At 61.7% G+C, this 17,494-nt stretch carries 13 protein-coding genes; 8 read left to right on the plus strand and 5 right to left on the minus strand.

Translation table 11 applies throughout. The annotated features are described in order from the left end of the window. Positions 1 to 15: 15 nt before the first annotated feature. Positions 16 to 1,374 carry a YcaO-like family protein gene (locus tag CK226_RS18585; RefSeq protein ID WP_245437777.1) on the minus strand — a complete coding sequence of 453 codons (1,359 nt, stop codon included), beginning with the start codon at positions 1,372 to 1,374 and terminating at the stop codon, positions 16 to 18. 455 nt (positions 1,375 to 1,829) lie between these two features. On the opposite strand from CK226_RS18585, the gene CK226_RS18590 reads away from it, so the two are divergent. From CK226_RS18590 to CK226_RS18600, 3 genes are all read left to right on the plus strand, one after another. Then, the gene (locus CK226_RS18590; RefSeq protein WP_179301077.1) at positions 1,830 to 3,383 is read left to right on the plus strand and encodes a heme peroxidase family protein; all 1,554 of its coding nucleotides are present in this window, start codon (positions 1,830 to 1,832) and stop codon (positions 3,381 to 3,383) included. Positions 3,384 to 3,588: 205 nt separating this feature from the next. After that, a complete protein-coding gene (locus tag CK226_RS18595; RefSeq protein ID WP_095792683.1) occupies positions 3,589 to 4,983 on the plus strand; it encodes a peptidoglycan-binding protein in 1,395 nt (464 codons plus the stop codon). A gap of 180 nt (positions 4,984 to 5,163) precedes the next feature. Then, the gene (locus tag CK226_RS18600; RefSeq protein ID WP_095772739.1) at positions 5,164 to 8,079 is read left to right on the plus strand and encodes a patatin-like phospholipase family protein; all 2,916 of its coding nucleotides are present in this window, start codon (positions 5,164 to 5,166) and stop codon (positions 8,077 to 8,079) included. A gap of 81 nt (positions 8,080 to 8,160) precedes the next feature. On the opposite strand, the gene CK226_RS18605 is transcribed toward CK226_RS18600, so the two are convergent. From CK226_RS18605 to flhA, 3 genes are read right to left on the minus strand one after another with little or no spacing between them, the layout of a single operon-like run. After that, on the minus strand, positions 8,161 to 8,544 hold the full coding sequence (locus CK226_RS18605) for a hypothetical protein (RefSeq protein ID WP_095792684.1): 384 nt from the start codon (positions 8,542 to 8,544) through the stop codon (positions 8,161 to 8,163). A 1-nt stretch (position 8,545) separates the two neighbouring features. Then, complete coding sequence (fliR, locus tag CK226_RS18610) at positions 8,546 to 9,298, minus strand: flagellar biosynthetic protein FliR (protein ID WP_095786958.1); 753 nt, start codon at positions 9,296 to 9,298, stop codon at positions 8,546 to 8,548. Further along, positions 9,295 to 11,382 (minus strand): flagellar biosynthesis protein FlhA, encoded by a 2,088-nt coding sequence (flhA, locus tag CK226_RS18615; RefSeq protein WP_095772642.1) that lies wholly within the window; start codon positions 11,380 to 11,382, stop codon positions 9,295 to 9,297. The genes fliR and flhA overlap by 4 nt, the downstream gene beginning before the upstream one ends. 116 nt (positions 11,383 to 11,498) lie before the next feature. On the opposite strand from flhA, the gene CK226_RS18620 reads away from it, so the two are divergent. After that, positions 11,499 to 11,798, plus strand: a complete 300-nt coding sequence (locus tag CK226_RS18620; RefSeq protein WP_095786956.1) for a putative quinol monooxygenase — start codon at positions 11,499 to 11,501, stop codon at positions 11,796 to 11,798. A gap of 25 nt (positions 11,799 to 11,823) precedes the next feature. Here CK226_RS18620 and CK226_RS18625 read toward each other — a convergent pair whose 3' ends face one another. Further along, positions 11,824 to 12,303: a MarR family transcriptional regulator gene (locus tag CK226_RS18625; RefSeq protein WP_095792685.1), complete on the minus strand. Its 480-nt coding sequence runs from the start codon at positions 12,301 to 12,303 to the stop codon at positions 11,824 to 11,826. Between the two features lie 62 nt (positions 12,304 to 12,365). On the opposite strand from CK226_RS18625, the gene CK226_RS18630 reads away from it, so the two are divergent. The 4 genes from CK226_RS18630 (at position 12,366) to CK226_RS18645 (ending at position 17,472) form a co-directional block, all read left to right on the plus strand. Then, positions 12,366 to 13,094 (plus strand): NAD(P)H-binding protein, encoded by a 729-nt coding sequence (locus tag CK226_RS18630; RefSeq protein WP_095792686.1) that lies wholly within the window; start codon positions 12,366 to 12,368, stop codon positions 13,092 to 13,094. A gap of 655 nt (positions 13,095 to 13,749) precedes the next feature. Next, positions 13,750 to 15,531 (plus strand): chloride channel protein, encoded by a 1,782-nt coding sequence (locus tag CK226_RS18635; RefSeq protein WP_095772646.1) that lies wholly within the window; start codon positions 13,750 to 13,752, stop codon positions 15,529 to 15,531. Positions 15,532 to 15,696: 165 nt separating this feature from the next. Next, positions 15,697 to 16,356, plus strand: coding sequence for an XRE family transcriptional regulator (locus CK226_RS18640; protein WP_142875558.1), 660 nt, complete (start codon positions 15,697 to 15,699; stop codon positions 16,354 to 16,356). 39 nt (positions 16,357 to 16,395) lie between these two features. Then, on the plus strand, positions 16,396 to 17,472 hold the full coding sequence (locus CK226_RS18645) for a PotD/PotF family extracellular solute-binding protein (protein ID WP_095792737.1): 1,077 nt from the start codon (positions 16,396 to 16,398) through the stop codon (positions 17,470 to 17,472). The last annotated feature ends 22 nt before the right edge of the window (positions 17,473 to 17,494 follow it).

Raw genomic sequence — 17,494 nt, forward strand, 5'->3', positions numbered from 1 at the left:
CGCAACTGCCTCCGTCTACATAAGATCGGCGCGGCCGCTCGGGCCGGCCTGGTCAATGAGGGAATGAAGCCGACGCGACTGGAACGGCGACGGAAATGGCTGCAGCCCTGGGACGAAGACTTTGGCGACGGGAATGTCAAACATCGGCGTGGTCAGATCCGCTGCGTATATGCGGTATTGCTTCTTAAGCATTTCGCCAACCAAGGATACGAAATTCAAGTCCCTTTCATCATTTTTGTGCATCAGCACGCCACTGGACAGGTGTGAGACGAGGCCCGTGTCGATTGCGCCAGGGGTCTCGGCGCGCTCCGCCTGCAGGCGGTCGACCTCGTCGAGCCTCTCAACCCCCTGTTCTGCGCGTTTCATTGCCGCCAGATCGAGAGCCAGTTCCATCTGGCACATTTCCAGCAGCGCCGCCCTCAGGGCGTTGCCCGCGTCCAGCCTGCAAGCCAGCCCGACTGCCAGGCCGCGACCATCCGCGTCGAAGGATAGCGCCGCGATTACAGGCGCGGGAAACTCACCCGATATGTCGAGAAACTGGGTGCATCTGCCGAGCTTCTCCTGCCTTATCCGCGCAAGCAGATCGAGCACGCCCGCGCCAGCAAGCGCTTCCAGTCCGATCAACCGGCCGCCGCGCCTGCTGCGCCACCAGGCGGCAACCGCATCGCGCTCGATTGCTTCCAGCAGCGCCGAGGTCAGGGCAGCCTCGTGGGTTATCCCTGCGGCGCATCCGCAACTGGTTACCCAGGCGCTTCGGTTTGCGCCGCGAATGAAAAGTGTCTCGGGCAGATAGCCCTGCCGACCGTCGTCCAGCCGGCGCACGGGCACCCATCGGTCACTTTCACCGAAACCGGATTGCATCTGGAAATCGTCGAGGTGTTCAGCCAGCCGAATGTCCTGCCAATGACTTACACCATCTACTGGCGTGCCGTGCGTCGTCCCGTGCGGCACTTGCCATTCGCTATGATATTCGATGCCCTCGCCGATGCAGGCCTCGAATGCGCGCCCCGGGGTGAGGCCGACACCGCTGAAGCTCGCCGAAGTGGGTGAGGCCGAATCTCTCCAACTGCGATGTACCTGCGCACCAAAAAAGTGCAGCCCCGGTGCGTAGCGGGCGTGCAAGCGGAACAGATTGCCAAAATTCGCTGCGGCCAACAGTAGTCCTTGGCGGTTGTTGACCACCACCGGGTCGGGATCTGTGTCGCGGGAGCCAAAGTACCCAAGTGAGGTGAGCAACCCGCGTGCCATTGCAGCCTGGTCAGGTGCCAAATCTTGCGGCTTTGAACAAAATCGCGCTGCCAGTTCAAACGCATTCGCGGCGGTCAATTCACCATCCTCGCTGTTGAAGAAAGCCTTCTCACTCCTGGCTGCCACTTTCGCCTTACGATTTTGATCGGGTCAACAAGCGTCGCAGGCAAGGCAAAGCGAACTCTGAAAAACGCGAGAGCCGAAGATGGCCGTCATCTCACGCTGATTTCACGCTAGCTGGTCTAATGGTTGTTTCCGAGACGTCATCTCGACTGCCCCGGAGCTGAACGACCCGCACCGGACGAGACGATGGAAAATCGGCGCCAATTCATTTCCTCCCGGGAGCGGCGCCGCGGGGCCATGACCGGATGGGGCCGGTCTGTGCCTCGCGGCCCACTGGGAAGGGCGAAGCGGCTTCTTCGACACAAGGCCCATTTCGGGTTTCCTCCCGGGAGCGGCGCCGCGGGGCCATGACCGGATGGGGCCGGCCTGTGCCTCGCGGCCCACTCGGAAGGGCGAAGCGGCTTCGTCGACACAAGGCCATCCTCGGATCAGAAATTCGACAAGACAGGAGATCAAAAATGGCAGCGCATGGCACCCCGCCCCGTGGCATTGATGCGACACGATCGCCGTTGTTCGAAGGCCGCTTCGGCCGCATGTTCCGAAATCTGGCACCCGCAACGTTCGGGGCAAACGACGATGACAACCGTCGCAACCTCAAGGCGCTCGGCGCCGCCATGTCTGCTGATATTGACGAGCCGAAAGATGGGCTCGACGCCGAGGAAAGCGGGATTCCTGCCCTCTATACCTATTTTGGCCAGTTCGTTGATCACGACATCACCTTCGATCCCGTCAGCACCTTGCGTAAATCGCTGGATCCCGATGGGCTGGTGGATTTCCGCACGCCGAGCTTTAATCTGGATAATGTCTATGGCCGGGGTCCCGCCGACCAGCCTTACATGTATACGAAAGAAGGCCGCTTCCGCCACGGCGATGCAATGACAGGAGCCGGTGGCCAGCCCGGACACGATCTGCCGCGCTTCGCCGGACGCGCAATCATCGGCGACCCCCGCAACGATGAAAACAGTCTGGTTTCGCAACTGCAAGGGCTGATGCTCAACGTGCACAACCGGATGGTCGATGACAATCCGGGCCTGGATTTTGAAGCGGTCCAGCAGCTCGTCCGCTTCCACTACCAGTATGTTGTCGTCAATGACTTCCTCGCCAGGGTCGTTTCGCAACCGATCCTTGACGCACTCAAGACGGACGGCCGCTTCGATCAAAAGCGATTGCGGTACTATCACTGGCGCAACCTGCCGTTCATGCCAGTCGAGTTTTCGGTCGCCGCCTACAGGCTTGGCCATTCGATGGTAAGGCCCGGTTATCGGCTGAACGACGACAAGCTGCTGCCGATCTTCCCACGCGCCGGCAAGCCGCATGAGGAGGCGCTTACCGGCTTCCAGACGATGAAGCCGGGTCGCGCCCTGGACTGGGGTCGATTTATCGACATTGACAAGCGCGCAGGCGGATCGGATCCCGAGACTGGAGATCCTGCCAACGTGCGTCGGCTGCAATTTGCCTACAGGATCGACACATCCCTCGTCGGTTTCCTGCACGATCTGCCGAAAGCTGTGGCGGGTGACCCGCCGGCCTCCCTCGGCGAGCGCAATCTCTTGCGGGGCTGGCTCCTCGGCCTGCCGTCCGGCCAGAGCGTCGCACGTGCCATGGCCATCGAGCCCCTGGCCGATGCGGACATCATAATCGGCAAGGCTGTGGACGCTCCCGAGGATGGTGATGTCGTAGGCCCGATCATCGATGCCGTCACAGCCAAGGGTGGCGACGGCAAGGCCTTCGCCGACAACTGCCCACTTTGGACCTATGTCCTTGCCGAAGCGGCAACACACAAGACCAACATGGCTATCCCGATTACAGGCGGCGGCACACGTTCCACGCCGCAGCTTGGACCGGTGGGCGGCCGGATTGTGGCGGAGGTCTTCCTCGGATTGCTGTTTGGCGACGGCAGGTCTTACCTGTCGCTCGATCCTTTGTGGAAGCCTGTGAGCGGGGCAGGCTTCAGACTGAAGGACCTGGTCTCCTACGGGCTCGGCATGGGGCCGCCGCTTCACTACCGGTGACAACCAGTCCTTGGCAGCGGGTGAAGTCAGGGGACGACCGGATATGTCGTGACAATCTTCGACAATTCGGCGGGACGAAACAGGGCGGAGATTCTTGAGATGTCCGCCCCTGCCGGCGCCTGACAAAGGTGTCCGGCTTTCCAGTTTGGCGGAGGTTTAGCGCAGTCGAATTTGGTCAATCACAACTCGAAGGGGGATATGGGCAATGGGACTCTTTGATGAATATAAAGAGGGATATGAGCGCAACTGGGAGAGGCTGGAAATCCGATCCAACCGAGCCAGCCTCGTCAAAAAGGAAGCCAAGCGCATTCTGGATGGCAAGACGATCTATACTCAGATCGAAAGCCGGACGGGTGTTCCATGGTGGTTTGTCGGCGTCTGTCACTACCGTGAGTCTTCGCTGAATTTCGGCACTTATCTCGGCAATGGCCAGCCACTTGGCCAACGTACCACCATTGTTCCGAAGGGCCGTGGGCCATTCACCGGGCCGAACGCTTTTGTCGACGGAGCGTTGGACGCTTTGCGGCTGGAGGGCTTTGTCGGCGCCAGCGATTGGGGGATTGCGCGAACTCTGTTCAGGCTCGAGGGGTTCAATGGTTTTGGCTACCACGGAAAAGGTGTGAATTCTCCGTACCTTTACGGTGGTTCCACCTTGTACGGGCCGCCCGAGGCGCGAGCCGGCAAGTATGTCAAAGACCATGTTTTCGACCCCAATTTTGCGGATACGCAGCTCGGGACGGCAGTGATCTTGAAGGCTCTCCTCAGCCTTGACCCAACGATCAGCATCGGTTCAGACGGCGGTTTGCCGGGCTTGGAACCAGACGATGAGATGGCAAAGAATGTTGTCTGGCTTCAGCATTCGTTGAACGCTCTGGGAGCAGACCCGCAATTGGTCGAAGATGGGCGGAGCGGACCTTTGACCAGGACAGCTCTGTCGCGCTTTCAACAACAAAACGGACTGGACGATACGGGGTTAGCAGATCCCCTTACGATTGCGGCGATTGACCGGCAGCTGCAGCCCAGCTCGGATGGCGCCGCAAGTGATATTCGCGAGAAGCTCGAATCTTTGCAGGCCGCTATTCGCGCCTTGACCGATAGATCGGACAAGGTGCCTTCACCTGTCCATGTAAATACGGTTGGCGTGAACAGCGACCTCGCGGGCATTGTCAGTGCGTTGGGAGGTGCAGTTCAGCGCGTGGCGAACACCGTCCCGCCAGTCAATCAGGGCGGTAGTCAGCAAGATCGCTTGCGAAGGGCGATCGACCTGGTCTCGGCCATCTTGCTCCCTGGCCAAGCCAAGGATGCGCCGTTAGGCCCAGTGAACGGTGCGCTCGGTCAGACGATCGGGAATCTGCTCGACGGAAAGAAATCGGCGATTGGTATTGGCGGGGCGATAATTACGCAGCTGCTTTCCAAATTGGCGACTTCGCCTGGCGTGTCGGGTGATCTGACCGCGGTAGGCACTGCACTGTCCAATATCACGCCAGCCATGGGGTTAAGCCCTTTCGCAATGCCGTTATTTCTTGGCCTTGCGGCGTGGGGCTTCTTGGGAAAGCTTGAAAAGTGGAACCAGGGAATGCCTACAATCCCACTAGATTGACCTGCATGAACGGGTCGCCCTACTCAAGTGGCCCGGCTGAGTGTTCCCCATGGCAGTTGCGTGTCGGCTGGCCCGGCCGCGCTAGGGCCAGAAGCCGCATTGAGCCATGGGCTTCCAAGAACACCCAGCTTTCGTACTCGCGTCCTCACGGTGGATGGCACAGCAATGGGCAATCCAGACATGACGAAAGCCAAGAGGTTTGCTGTGGATCAAGCTGCTACCGCGAATGACCAACCAGGCCTTTACAATTGGTTGGGTGCCAAGACGAGGAGTTTCGTTCGTTGGTGGCGAAGGTTTGATGGTTTTGTGAACCAGCCGTTGCCAACGGGCAGAGCGTGGTATTGGAGCTGGATTGCGCCCGATGGCTACGCCTGGTTCGTCCCGGTCCTGTCTCTCATGTTAATCGTCGTTATCGCGCTCGGCTGCCCGACATTCCACTTTACGTTGGCCACGATCGGACTGTTGATATTCGGGCTTTCACTGTTGCTGGCGCTACATATCGGAGCGTGGTTGCAACCATGGGTCCAGCGATACCTTCTCGCTGGGCAGCTTGCGATCCTGGGTGTCTTGATCGCCCCAATGCTTCTCTTCACCCAACCTGAGACCTACGACGATCATTCAGGATCACTACGCCTGCACATTGGTGTCGCGATTGTCATCATCTTGGCGATCGCACTCGGCATGGCCTGGTGTGTAGCCGTGCGATTGTTCAATCCCCAAGGACGAAGTGAACTTGCGCAGGCGCTTCCCGCAGTCGACCTGTTTCCACCGACGAATCGCTACGACTTCATGGGGACCAGCCCTTTCGCAGCGCTGGTTTCCGCCTTGCTCATTGTGCCCGTCCGCTACCCGGTCGAGCTGCTTTTGCCTGGATCGCTATTGGTGCTCTTTGTACCGGATCGATTTCTTTGGTGGGTGTTTGCAATTGTCGGCGTTCTCTGCTGGGCAGTGCTCTTCCTCGGCGTGCTTTTCGAAAGATTGATGGAAGTTCTTAAAACTATCGGTCGTCTCTTCTTCATAGGCCCGCAACTTGCCATAAGCTTGCTGGTGATTGTCGTTGCCCTGGCGCGCTTGGGTGACGTGCACTACATCACTTATCTGTTCAACGCAGGCAGCACCGGATACGGCAATACCAAGATCATGGGCTACCTCGCTTTTTTCTATTTGGCGGCGTGGTACTACGCGTTCTGGTGCGATCAATTCGCGGCGCGGAGAATTCTCCATCTACTTGGTGGCAGTGTTGCCGCTGGGCCTCCCTTTGAGCTGCGATACGACTACATCGGTAACCAGCCTACCAGCCCCATCAAGCCGAACGGTCGCCTGGTAGCGCTGCATGGGGCGGGACGATTGAAAATTCAGGGCGAGTATAAGAAGGGATACGAAGCCCAGGGGGCAGCCTTACAGTTCCAGACTCCATCGGAACTGCTGTCCACTTTTCGCCGGCAGATCGAACAGATGCCGGCATCAAAGAGCGTATTCCCCGACCCACTGCCGAGCTTGCGCGACTTTCAACGTTCCGCACTGGTCTTTCCGGTAATCACAAGCACCTTGGCCTTCATTTTGATAGCCGGGCCGTCTTGGGTCTCGTTCTTCCACGCGGCTCAGCCTGCCGAACTGGAAATCCATTCGATGGCGCCCAAGAACCTCGACCCCGCCAGCTTTTTGCGGTCTGAGACCGGGCAAACAGGCGCTTGCCCGCCCTTAGGCCCGAGCGATGCCAGAATTGCCATTGCCGCTTCTGGCGGTGGCACTCGCGCCGCCATCTACACGGCATCAGTCCTTCACGGGCTCGCACAACAAGGCAAGATCTGTAACGTCGTCCTCGTCAGTGGTGTATCCGGTGGCAGTGCCGCTCTAGCCTACTTTGCCTTGCATGAGCGCGAACTGCGGCGACCCGGTGATCCAGACAATGACGCTTGGGGGAATTTTTCGAAGGTCATGGCGGATCCCTTCATCGAGGACGTTCTCGAAAGAGCCGGTGATCTGCGGACAACCTTTGGACGGCGAAGCTGGCAGCCGGCTGTGTGCGGTGAAAATCCCCTGAAAGATGAGCACGTGGACGGATGGATCCCGGCGCGAACCCGTTTGGGCAATATCCTTGCAGAGTCGTTCGTCTGCAACATGGGTGCGGGAGTGATGGGATCGCCGCCTTTCGGCTTGATGTTCAACACGTCGTTGCTGGGTTCGTTTGAAGCCAAGCCAACAACCTGTACTGATGACAATCTTTCATTTCCAGAACTCGCCGCGAAATGTCCAAAACTGCTTGACGGCAGCGTTGCGGGCGGGCGGCTGGTGCTGACGAACCTCAAGGCGCCCAACCAGGGGGCGGCGGCGAATGAACCGGCCGTGATGAAAGTCGTCCCTATCGATGACGTAAACCTTTCAATCGCCCGCGCCGCCGCCCTCAGTTCGAATTTTCCGCCCGTTTTCTCCGACGCAGCCATCGATGTATTACCGGATGGAACAGACTCTGTCCGACAGCGCTATTGGGTGACGGACGGCGGCGCGGTTGAAAACCGCGGTACAATGACGCTTTACCTTTTTGTTCGAGACGCCCTGAAATCGTTGGACAAGTCCGTGCCTCTGGCGCCGCTTCACATCGTCATTGCCGACGTATCTGCTTCGGCTGGAGGCTATACTGAGAGCTTTGGCTTCAATTCGGTGCTGCAGGCGGGTGGGCAACTCGGCTTGGGAATGGAAGGTGAAGTGTTCTCCGACATACACGACATCTATTGCGAGCACCGATCGATCGCTACCCGGCATGAGCTCGATATGCCTCGGGTGTTGCGCGACGGCATCGGCACGCACTGGCTGCTGCCGGGATCACTCACCTTCACGGAGCCGACGCAGGGATCGGTGACGCTATATTCGGCTGACCTCAAAAAGCTTGTCGTTGCTTTGTTCAGCAGGGACATTCCAAAGTTCGATGACCAGAAGGACGCGAGTAGGGTTTTTGACTGGGCGAAAGATCCCGCGTTAGAGCACCCTACTTTGGAGTCGAGATGGAACGAGCTTCTTGCCGTGATCTCAAACACCAAGGCGACTTCCAATGACTGTGTCGATCGGAGCAAAGGCGGTGCCGCCTTCGTCCAGTGATGTCAGCTGGGGTGCCGTTGGAGGCACGAACGCGCACATTTGTCGTTGAACGAATCGTAGCGAGGGAAGCGATTCCCGCAGCTATTCCTCGTTCCGCTTCTGCGCGATCAGATCCAGCCGTTCGCGGTCGGAGCGTTCGCGCTCGTCGCGGTTGCGCACCTCCTTGTAGGCGCGCTCGACCATGTTGGTGCGGGCATTTGCCGTGGCGATGAGGCCGGCCTCCTGCCTGGCGCTTTCCAGGCTCTTCTCCTGGCGCACCACCGCCTGGGCGATGCGGCGGTGATAGAGATCGGGGAACAGGCCGGAGAGCGAATTGTCCTGGTCGAAATGGCCGATCAATTCCTTGGCCTCGGTCTCCGCCGCGTTTGCCGCGGCGAGGAAAGTGGCGTGGCGGGTCTCGTGCAGCGCCTTCAGTTGCTCCTGCACCTTGACCAGTTTCCGCAGACGGTCCTTGCGCGTGCTCATCTCACCTCGCCAAAGTCAGGTCGACGAAGCCGTCGACGAACAGCGACAGCATGGTGCCGATGGCGAAATAGAAGATGATCATGCCGCCGGCGATGACGAAGGGCTGGGAAATGAAATAGATCGGGATCTGCGGGGTCAGCTTGTTGACGAAGCCGATCGTCAGATTGACCAGAATGGCATAGGCGACGAACGGGCTGCCGAGGCGGATGACCAGGAAGAAGGTGTCCGACACGGTGTCGGTGATGTCGACCAGCGCCGCTTGCGGGTTGAAGAAGACGTTGACCGGTGCGACCGTGTAGGACGCCACCAAAGCGCGGACGATTTCGTGGTCGAAGTCGAAGACGAACAGCATCAACAGCGCCGAGAACGAGATGATGGCGGCAAGGGCTGCCTGCGGTTCCGGTTCCTCGATCGCCGGCCCGCCCGAGCCGCCATAGCCGATCAGCATGGCGATGGCCGAGCCCATGAAGCGCAGCGCTTCCATGTAGAGCCTGGTCATGGCGCCGATAAGCCCGCCGACCAGGAGTTCCGAGATGATCATCGGCACCAGGATCTGCGGGCGCGGATCGACGAAAGGAATGATGCGGTCCCACAGGAACGCAAGCAGGCCACCGGTGGCGGCGACCGCCACGAACAGCCTGACCTGCACCGGCACGCGGGCGCTGGACAGGCCCGGCATCAGCATGAAGCAGGCGCCGATGCGGCAGAAGGCGAGGAACGCCGCGATGACGACGCTCTGCGAGAGAAGGCTCACGATATGGTCCCGAGCACCCTGATCTCGACGCCCTTGGCGATTTCGACATGGGAGAGCACCGGCAGCGTGGTGAACAACCGCTCGATGATCATGCGCACATAGGGGCGGGCGTCCGGCGCTGTGACGAGAACGAAGCGCTCGCCGGCCTCGAGGAATTTCTTGATCGCCTTGGTGGCGTCCTGGCCGAATTCCTCGAGCTGACGCGGATCGATGTCGAACTCGCGCACCTCGCCCTTGGCGTCGCGCTTGAGGCTCTGGTGGAAGGCGAGATCCCAGCGGTTGCCGAGCCGCAGCACCTTGAGCACGCCGCCTTCCGAGAGGTCGCCGCAGATCTGCTGGGCCATGCGGATGCGGACATGCTCGACGATCTGCTCGGTGCGGCGCACATGCGGCGCGATCTCGGCGATGGCCTCGATGATCAGATGCAGATTGCGGATCGAGACGCGTTCGGCGAGCAGCAGCTTCAGCACCGCCTGCAGGCCGGGATAGGAGATGTGCGTGGTGCAGATCTCGTCGGCCAGCTTGCGGTATTCCTGGTCCTGGCGCTCGAGCAGCGCCTTCATGTCCTTGTAGGACAGGAGCTGCGGAAGGTTGTTGCGGATGACTTCCGAGAGATGGGTGAGCAGCACCGACATGTTGTCGGCGAAGGTGTAGTTCTCGCGTTTCAAATCCTCGGCGAAGGTTTCCATGACGGAATAGGCACGCATTCCGAAGGCCGGCTCGCGGATCTCTTCACCGGGGATTTCGGGAACTTCGCGGCTGCCGAGCAGAACCATGATCTCACCGACGCGCATCGAATATTCGGCGACCACCGTGCCATGCACCTTGATCTGATAGCTCTTCGGCGGGATGGCGAAATCGTCGGCAACGCGCACTTCCGGCACGACGAAGCCGTATTGCTGGGCGAACTTCTTGCGCATCTTGGCCATGCGGAAGACCAGCTCCTGATGTGACACGAGCAGCCGGGTCGACAGCTGCTTGCCGATCAGCAGTTCTATCTCGGCGGTGGCGAGCGAGGCCTTGACCGAGTTCTTCTCTTCCTCGGCCTTGGTCGCCTTTTCCTGGGTCTTCAGCGCCTCGGCCTCGGCGAGGACGCGGTTGGCGCGCATCGGGATGATGTAGCCGAGGCCAGCCATGCCGCCGGCCAGTGCGAAGAAGGGGAACAGCGGCAGGCCGGGCATCAGGCCGAGCAGCACCAGCAGCGCTGCCGCCACGTAAAGCGCGCGCGGATGGGCGCCGAGCTGGCCGAACACGGCCTGGTTGGTCGAGCCGCGGGTGCCGCCCTTGGAAACCAGCAGGCCGGCGGCGAGCGAAACGATCAGCGCCGGGATCTGGGTGACGAGACCATCGCCGACCGACAGCTTGATGAACACGTCGGCGGCCTCGCCCATGCCCATGCCGTGCCTGATGTAGCCGATGGCGATACCGCCGACGATGTTGATGGCGGTGATGATGAGGCCGGCGATGGCGTCGCCCCGTACGAATTTCGAGGCGCCGTCCATCGAGCCGAAGAAAGAGCTTTCTTCTTCCAGTTCGCGGCGGCGCAACTGCGCGGTCTTGTCGTCGATCATGCCGGCGGAAAGGTCGGCGTCGATCGACATCTGCTTGCCGGGGATGGCGTCGAGGGTGAAGCGGGCGCCGACTTCGGCGATACGCGTGGCGCCCTTGGTGATGACGATGAAGTTCACCACAATCAGGATCATGAAGACGATGAGGCCGATGACGAAGTCGCTGGCCATCACCAGCTTGGAGAAGCCGGCAATGACATAGCCTGCGGCGTGCGTGCCCTCATTGCCATGCGACAGGATCATGCGCGTGGTGGCGATGTTGAGGGACAGCCGCAGCATCGTGGCGATGAGCAGCACGGTCGGGAACGAGGAGAAGTCGAGCGGCCGCTGGATCCACAGCGCCACCATCAGGATCAGCACCGAAAGCGCGATCGAGAAGGCGAGGCCGATGTCGATAAGGAAGGCCGGGATCGGCAGGAACAGCACGGCCAGGATGATGACGATGCCGAGCGCGAAGAAGATGTCGCGGCCGTTCTTGGCCACCGCGCCGGGCTGGATGCTTTCGCTGATCGCCATATAAGTCCTCGAACCATAGACTGCCGCGCATGGGACAGCCCGGCGAGGGTAGCTGGCCAAGCTTGCGCGAGGGTGGGAGAGTGGCCAGCTCGACGATCCCGCAAGGAGGAAGACCCATGCTTCTCATCATCGGCACGATCCGCTTGCCTGCAGGAAAGCTGGAGGAGGCAAGGCCGGCGATGGAGCGCATGATCTCGGGCAGCCGCGCCGAGGATGGTTGCCTCGAATATTCTTACGCGCGGGATGTGCTGGATGCGGGGCTGATCCGGGTTACCGAGGTGTGGCGCGACAGGGCGGCGTTCGATGCGCATTTCCGCTCGCCGCACATCGCCGAATGGCGCGCGAGCTGGCCGGCGCTTGGCATCGGCGAGCGCAACCTTGTGCTCTACGAGGCCGGTGAGCCCATGCCCACCTGATCGGCTGGTCAGCAACCGGCAATAATCAGGACTCGGCTGTTGCGGCCATGGCGACGCCGACCAGCCAGCGCCTGACGGCGCGTTCTTCCGCTTCCGACAACCCCTGCGTCAGCTCGCTCTCGATCGCCCGCACGCGCTGGCGGCAGGCGTGCAGCAGTGCGCGACCGCTGTCGCTGAGATCGATGTGCTGGATGCGGCCGTGAACGGCATGCGGCTTGCGCACCAGCGAGCCGGCCCGCTCGAGATTGGCGACGATGACGCTGAGCGTTTGCGGGGTGAGCAGCGCCAGCCGGGCCAGATCGGCATTGGAGAGACCGGGATAGGCCGCAAGCATGGTCAGCGTGGCAAATTGCGGCTGCGTCACGCCGAGATCGCCCAGCGCACGGTCCATTCTGAGCCGATGCGCGCCGGCGGCCTGGCGCAGGAGATAGCCGAGATAGCCTTCCTCGCCGCGTTTGCCTTCGCCGGGGGCGGGTATCGATGCGTGCGGATTCGGCTTGCGCATAATGTAAGAGCTCTTATATCTTGTTCGTGCACTGATATTAAGACAATGCGGAGTCCCTGACGATGGGTCATAGAATCTTTCTTGCCGGCGCCTCCGGCGCCATCGGCCAGCGACTGATCCCGCAACTTCTGGCCGCCGGTCATCAGGTAACGGGCACCACGCGCAATGCGGACAAGGCCGCGACATTGCGCGCCCTCGGAGTCGGGCCGGCGGTCGTGGACGTCTTCGATGCCGAGGCGCTGTCGCGCGCGATGCTCGCCGCCCAGCCGGACATCGTCGTCCATCAGCTGACCGACCTGCCGCCAGGGCTGGATCCGAGCCGGATGGGCGAGGCGGTCGTGCGCAATGCCCGCATCCGCGACGAAGGCACGCGCAATCTGGTCGCGGTCGCCCTCGCGTCCGGTGTCCGGCGCATGGTGGCGCAAAGCATCGCCTGGGCCTATGCGCCGGGCTCGGAGCCGCATGGCGAGGCCGACCCTCTGGATGGTGGCGCGAGTGGCAATCGCGGCATCAGCGTCAGTGGCGTCATCGCCTTGGAAAAGGCCGTTCTCAACGCGCCATTCGCCGGCGTCGTGCTGCGATATGGCCAGCTCTATGGGCCGGGAACAGGAACCGACACGGCCGCCGGCGCATCGCCGCTGCATGTCGATGCGGCCGCCTATGCCGCGCTGCTCGCGCTCGACAAGGGGGCGCCTGGCGCCTTCAACGTGGCGGAACCCAACCCGGCAGTCTCGACGCAAAAGGCGGTCGAGGAGCTGGGTTGGCGCGCGGACTTCCGTTTGCCTGCCTGAATTCGGAGACGTCGATATGATCGGCAATCAAGCTCGCTTGCGCACCGGCCAATCTCTTATCGCCTAGCAGGCGTTGACCTGCCTGCAGGACCAACCTCCGCCATCGGTATCGTGGCAATCTTCATAGCTGCCGTAACACGTGTTCGTTGAATTACGGTACCAAGGATAACCGCCAGGACAGCAGACATCCTGCTGTGCGGTCCGAAGAAGTTCTTCTGCGGGCCGGCTCCGTTTTTCCGTATTGCCTCCCGCAAAAGGAGACATGGGGTATGAAATACTCAACTTAACTGGCATGTCTATGTCTGAATGGCTCATTGCAGACGAGCTCAAAAAAATCGTGCAAGCAGCCAATGAAAACAATCCCCGCGCAATCATGTTCTCCTCCTGGAGGGAAATAGAGACGGGCCAAAATACCACTTTTAAGGCCTTGCGTCGATTTCGCAGGCGAGGGGGAGGAGGGCCTTTGCCGCGAATCCGGTGTCCGATTTCAGATGCCCAATTCACTTATGCCTTTTTGGCTCCGGGTTGATCAAAGGAAGCCTCCAGACTGTTCGAAAGCGATCCTGGCATTCGGGGAGCCGGCATCGCGGTTGCCATGCGGTATCCCTAGGCGTATCAGCCTTCCACGTCCCTTTTGATATCGGCGAGCCGCCCGGTGCTTTCCAGAAACCAGCCACAAGTCTACGCCCGCCGGCTGCGTGCGGTGCTTCTGAGGTCAATTCCGCTGCTCGAGGCGCGCGGCATCGCAGTGGTCATGCTGGCGGGCGCCGTCGGCGTCATGGCGGGTATACTGGTCACCGCGATGAGCCAGATCGTGCAGGATCTGCACGGGTTGTTGTTCGGCGTTCAGCCCGGTGGCCGGCTTTCGGGCATGTTCTCGCTCGCCAATCCCATGCAGGCGCTGATCCCGCCGGTCGGCGGCGCCCTGCTCGGCCTGACGGTGATATGGCTGCGGCTGCGGAAATTCCGCACACCCGTCGATCCGATCGAGGCCAACGCGCTCTATGGCGGTCGCATGTCGCTGACCGACACCTTCATCATCGCCGGCCAGACGATGATCTCCAGCGGCTTCGGCGCTTCGGTCGGCCTGGAAGCCGGCTACACGCAGGTCGGCTCCGGTCTGGCGTCGCGGCTGGCGCGCATCTTCAGGCTGCGCCGCAATGATGTCCGCATCCTCGTCGGCTGCGGTGCGGCCGGGGCCATCGCCGCCGCCTTCGACGCGCCGCTGACCGGGGCCTTCTATGGCTTCGAACTGGTCATCGGCATCTACTCGGTCGCCAATGTCGCGCCTGTCATGACGGCCGCGATCTCGGCCTCGCTGACCGCGGAAATGTTCGGCGGCGTGCCGTTTCCGCTGGAGCTTTCTGGGCTGCCGCAACTGACCCCCAGCCAGTATGTGCCGTTCCTGCTGCTCGGGCTGCTGGGCGGCGCGGCCTCGATCGCCATCATGCAGCTGGTGACGCTGATCGAGCGCGGTTTCAACAGGCTGTCGGTCGATGCCTCGCTGCGTCCCGTCGTCGGCGGTGTCATCGTCGGCCTGCTGGGGCTGATCACGCCGCAGGTCCTGTCCAGCGGCCATGGCGCGCTGCACCGCGAATTCGCGATGAACTATGGGCTGACCGTGGTGGCCAGCGTCTTCGTGCTGAAATTGGCGGCGTCAGCCATCTCGCTGGGCTCGGGCTTTCGCGGCGGCCTGTTCTTCGCCTCGCTGTTCCTCGGTGCGCTGCTTGGCAAGGCATTCGCCGGTGTGATGGCGCTGGTCTCGCCGGCGACCGGCATCGACCCTTCGGTTGCCGCCGTCGTCGGCATGACCTCGCTTGCCGTCGGTGTCGTCGGCGGTCCGCTGACGATGACCTTCCTGGCGCTGGAATCGACCCGCGACCTGACGCTCACCGGCGTCGTGCTGGCCGCCTCGATCATGGCGGCGATCCTGGTGCGCGAAACCTTCGGCTATTCGTTCTCGACATGGCGCTTCCATCTGCGCGGCGAGACGATCCGCAGCGCCCACGATGTCGGCTGGATGCGCAGCCTGACCGTCGGCTCGATGATGCGCAAGGACATCAAGACCATCGATGCCGCGACGACGCTGGCCGACTTCCGCAAGCAGATCCCGCTGGGTTCGGCGCAGCGCGTCATCGCCGTCGACCCGGGCGACCAGTATGTCGGCGTGCTGATCGTGGCCGAACTGCACAGCGATCCCGCCGGCGGCGAGGCGCCGGTGCGCGATCTCGCGCAGTACAAGGATGCCGTCCTGGTGCCCAGCATGAACGTGCAGGCCGCCGCCGAGACGTTTCAGCGCGCCGGCGCCGAGGAACTGGCCGTCGTCGAGGATTTCACCGACCACATCGTGCTCGGTCTGCTGACCGAGGGCCATCTGATGCGGCGCTATGCCGAGGAACTCGAAAAGGCGCGCCGGGACCTGTCGGGCGAAGGATAAGGCTTCTCCCTACGCGCCCCCTTGTCAATCGGCGGCGCGGCTTGCTCACGTGACCCTTCCGACTTGCAGCCTGGCCCAGCGACTGGCCCTGTTCTGGCGCCCATACATGGCTTGTCAGTTGTACAGTGGTACTGTACATGTTGTTAAGTGCGGTGAGGAGACGGCATGAGCAAGGGGTCGGACAAGGCTTCGTCGAAAACGGGCGAGACACCGGTCGCGACGCACGCCCACCAAGTGCTGGGCATGCGCCTCAAAAGCCTTCGCCTCGCCCGCAGGCTGTCCCTGCGCGAGCTTGCGGAAGCAACCGGGACGAGCGCAAGTTTCATCAGCCAGCTCGAACGCGGCCTGACAGGGGCCAGCACCGCCTCGCTCAACCAGATGGCTTCGGCGCTCGGCGTCAGCGTCGCCATGCTGTTCGAGGAAAGCACGGCGCAAAACCATGGCGTTCTGAGGCGAAGCGAGCGGCCGAGCCTGCCGCCCAGCGACGGCTGCCGCAAGATGCTGCTGTCGCGCCCGCCGCTGAGCGACATGGAGGTCTATGTCGGGGAATTCGACATTGGTGGCTCGACCGGGCCCGATCGCTACACCCATGGCGACGCGCACGAGATGCTCGTCGTGCTGCGCGGGGTCGTCGAGGTCTCGCTCGGCGACGCCCGTCACGTGCTCGAGGAGGGCGACAGCATCGAATACACGACTTCGACACCGCATCGCTCGGAGAACATCGGCAGCGGCCGAGCCGAAGTGATGTGGATCATCGCGCCGCCGACCTCGGTGCGCGCCGAGCTCGATCAATATACGGCCTGGAAACCGCTCGCGGCCAGGTAGCTCCAATCCAATGCGGGCATCAATGGGAGAATGACAATCATGCAGAAGACGAAAGCTTTGTATCTCAGCGCCGTGATGGCGCTTGGCGTGCTGGCAACCGCAGCGTTCGCGCAGGAGAAGCCGGTGGCGGGCGAAGTCAAGGAGGGGTCGCTGAAGGGCAAGACCCTGACGTTCGTCTCCTATGGCGGCATCTACCAGGACGGCCAGGCCGCGGCGCTGAAGGAGTTCGTCGACAAGTCCGGCGTCAAGTTGCTCAATGACGGTCCGACCGAGATCGCCAAGCTGCAGGCGCAGGTCGAGTCCGGCAATGTCACCTGGGACGTTGTCGATACCGACGACCTGCCGCCTTATGTCTATTGCGGCAAGCTGTTCCAGAAGCTGGATCTGACGAAGCTCGACGTCTCGAAAATCCCGGAAGGCCAGGTTGGCGAATGTTCGGTGCCGGCGATGAATTACGGCGTCGTGCTGATGTACAACAAGGAGAAGTACAAGGATAATCCGCCCAAGAGCTGGGCCGACTTCTTCGATACGGCAAAGTTCCCGGGCGTGCGCGGAATCGACGGCTCCGGCAGCCCGACGGGCGGCTTGCTGGAACAGGCGTTCAAGGTTGCCGGCGGCGATCCGAAGGCGATGACGGTGGCCGATATCGACAAGGCCATCGATGTGGTCCGCAAGCTCGGCCCCGATACCATCTTCTGGAAAACGGGCGCTGAATCGCAGCAACTCGCCGAATCCGGCGAGGCCGACATGCTGATGATGTGGACGGGCCGCGCCATGACCGCGGTCAAGAACGGCGCCAAATACGCGCCGGCCTGGCAGGATTGGCTGGTGGTGATGGACCAGATGACGATCCCGGTCGGCGTCAAGGATACGGATGCATCCTACGCGCTGCTCAATGCCTATCTCGGCAAGCACGCACAGGAGGTCCTGGCGGAGCAGACCTCCTACACGCCGATCAACAGCGATGCCCAGCCCAAGGTCGACGCTTCCGTCTCCGCCTTCCTGACCAACACGCCGGAACGCCAGAAGCAGGGCTACAAGCAGAACTTCAAGTTCTGGGTTCCGAACTTCGCGGTGGCGCAGGAAAAGTGGTCGGCGCTGATGGCCGGCAACTGACCGGCTGACGGAGGCAAAGCCC

Source organism: Mesorhizobium sp. WSM4311 (assembly GCF_002295115.1).
Classification (GTDB): domain Bacteria; phylum Pseudomonadota; class Alphaproteobacteria; order Rhizobiales; family Rhizobiaceae; genus Mesorhizobium.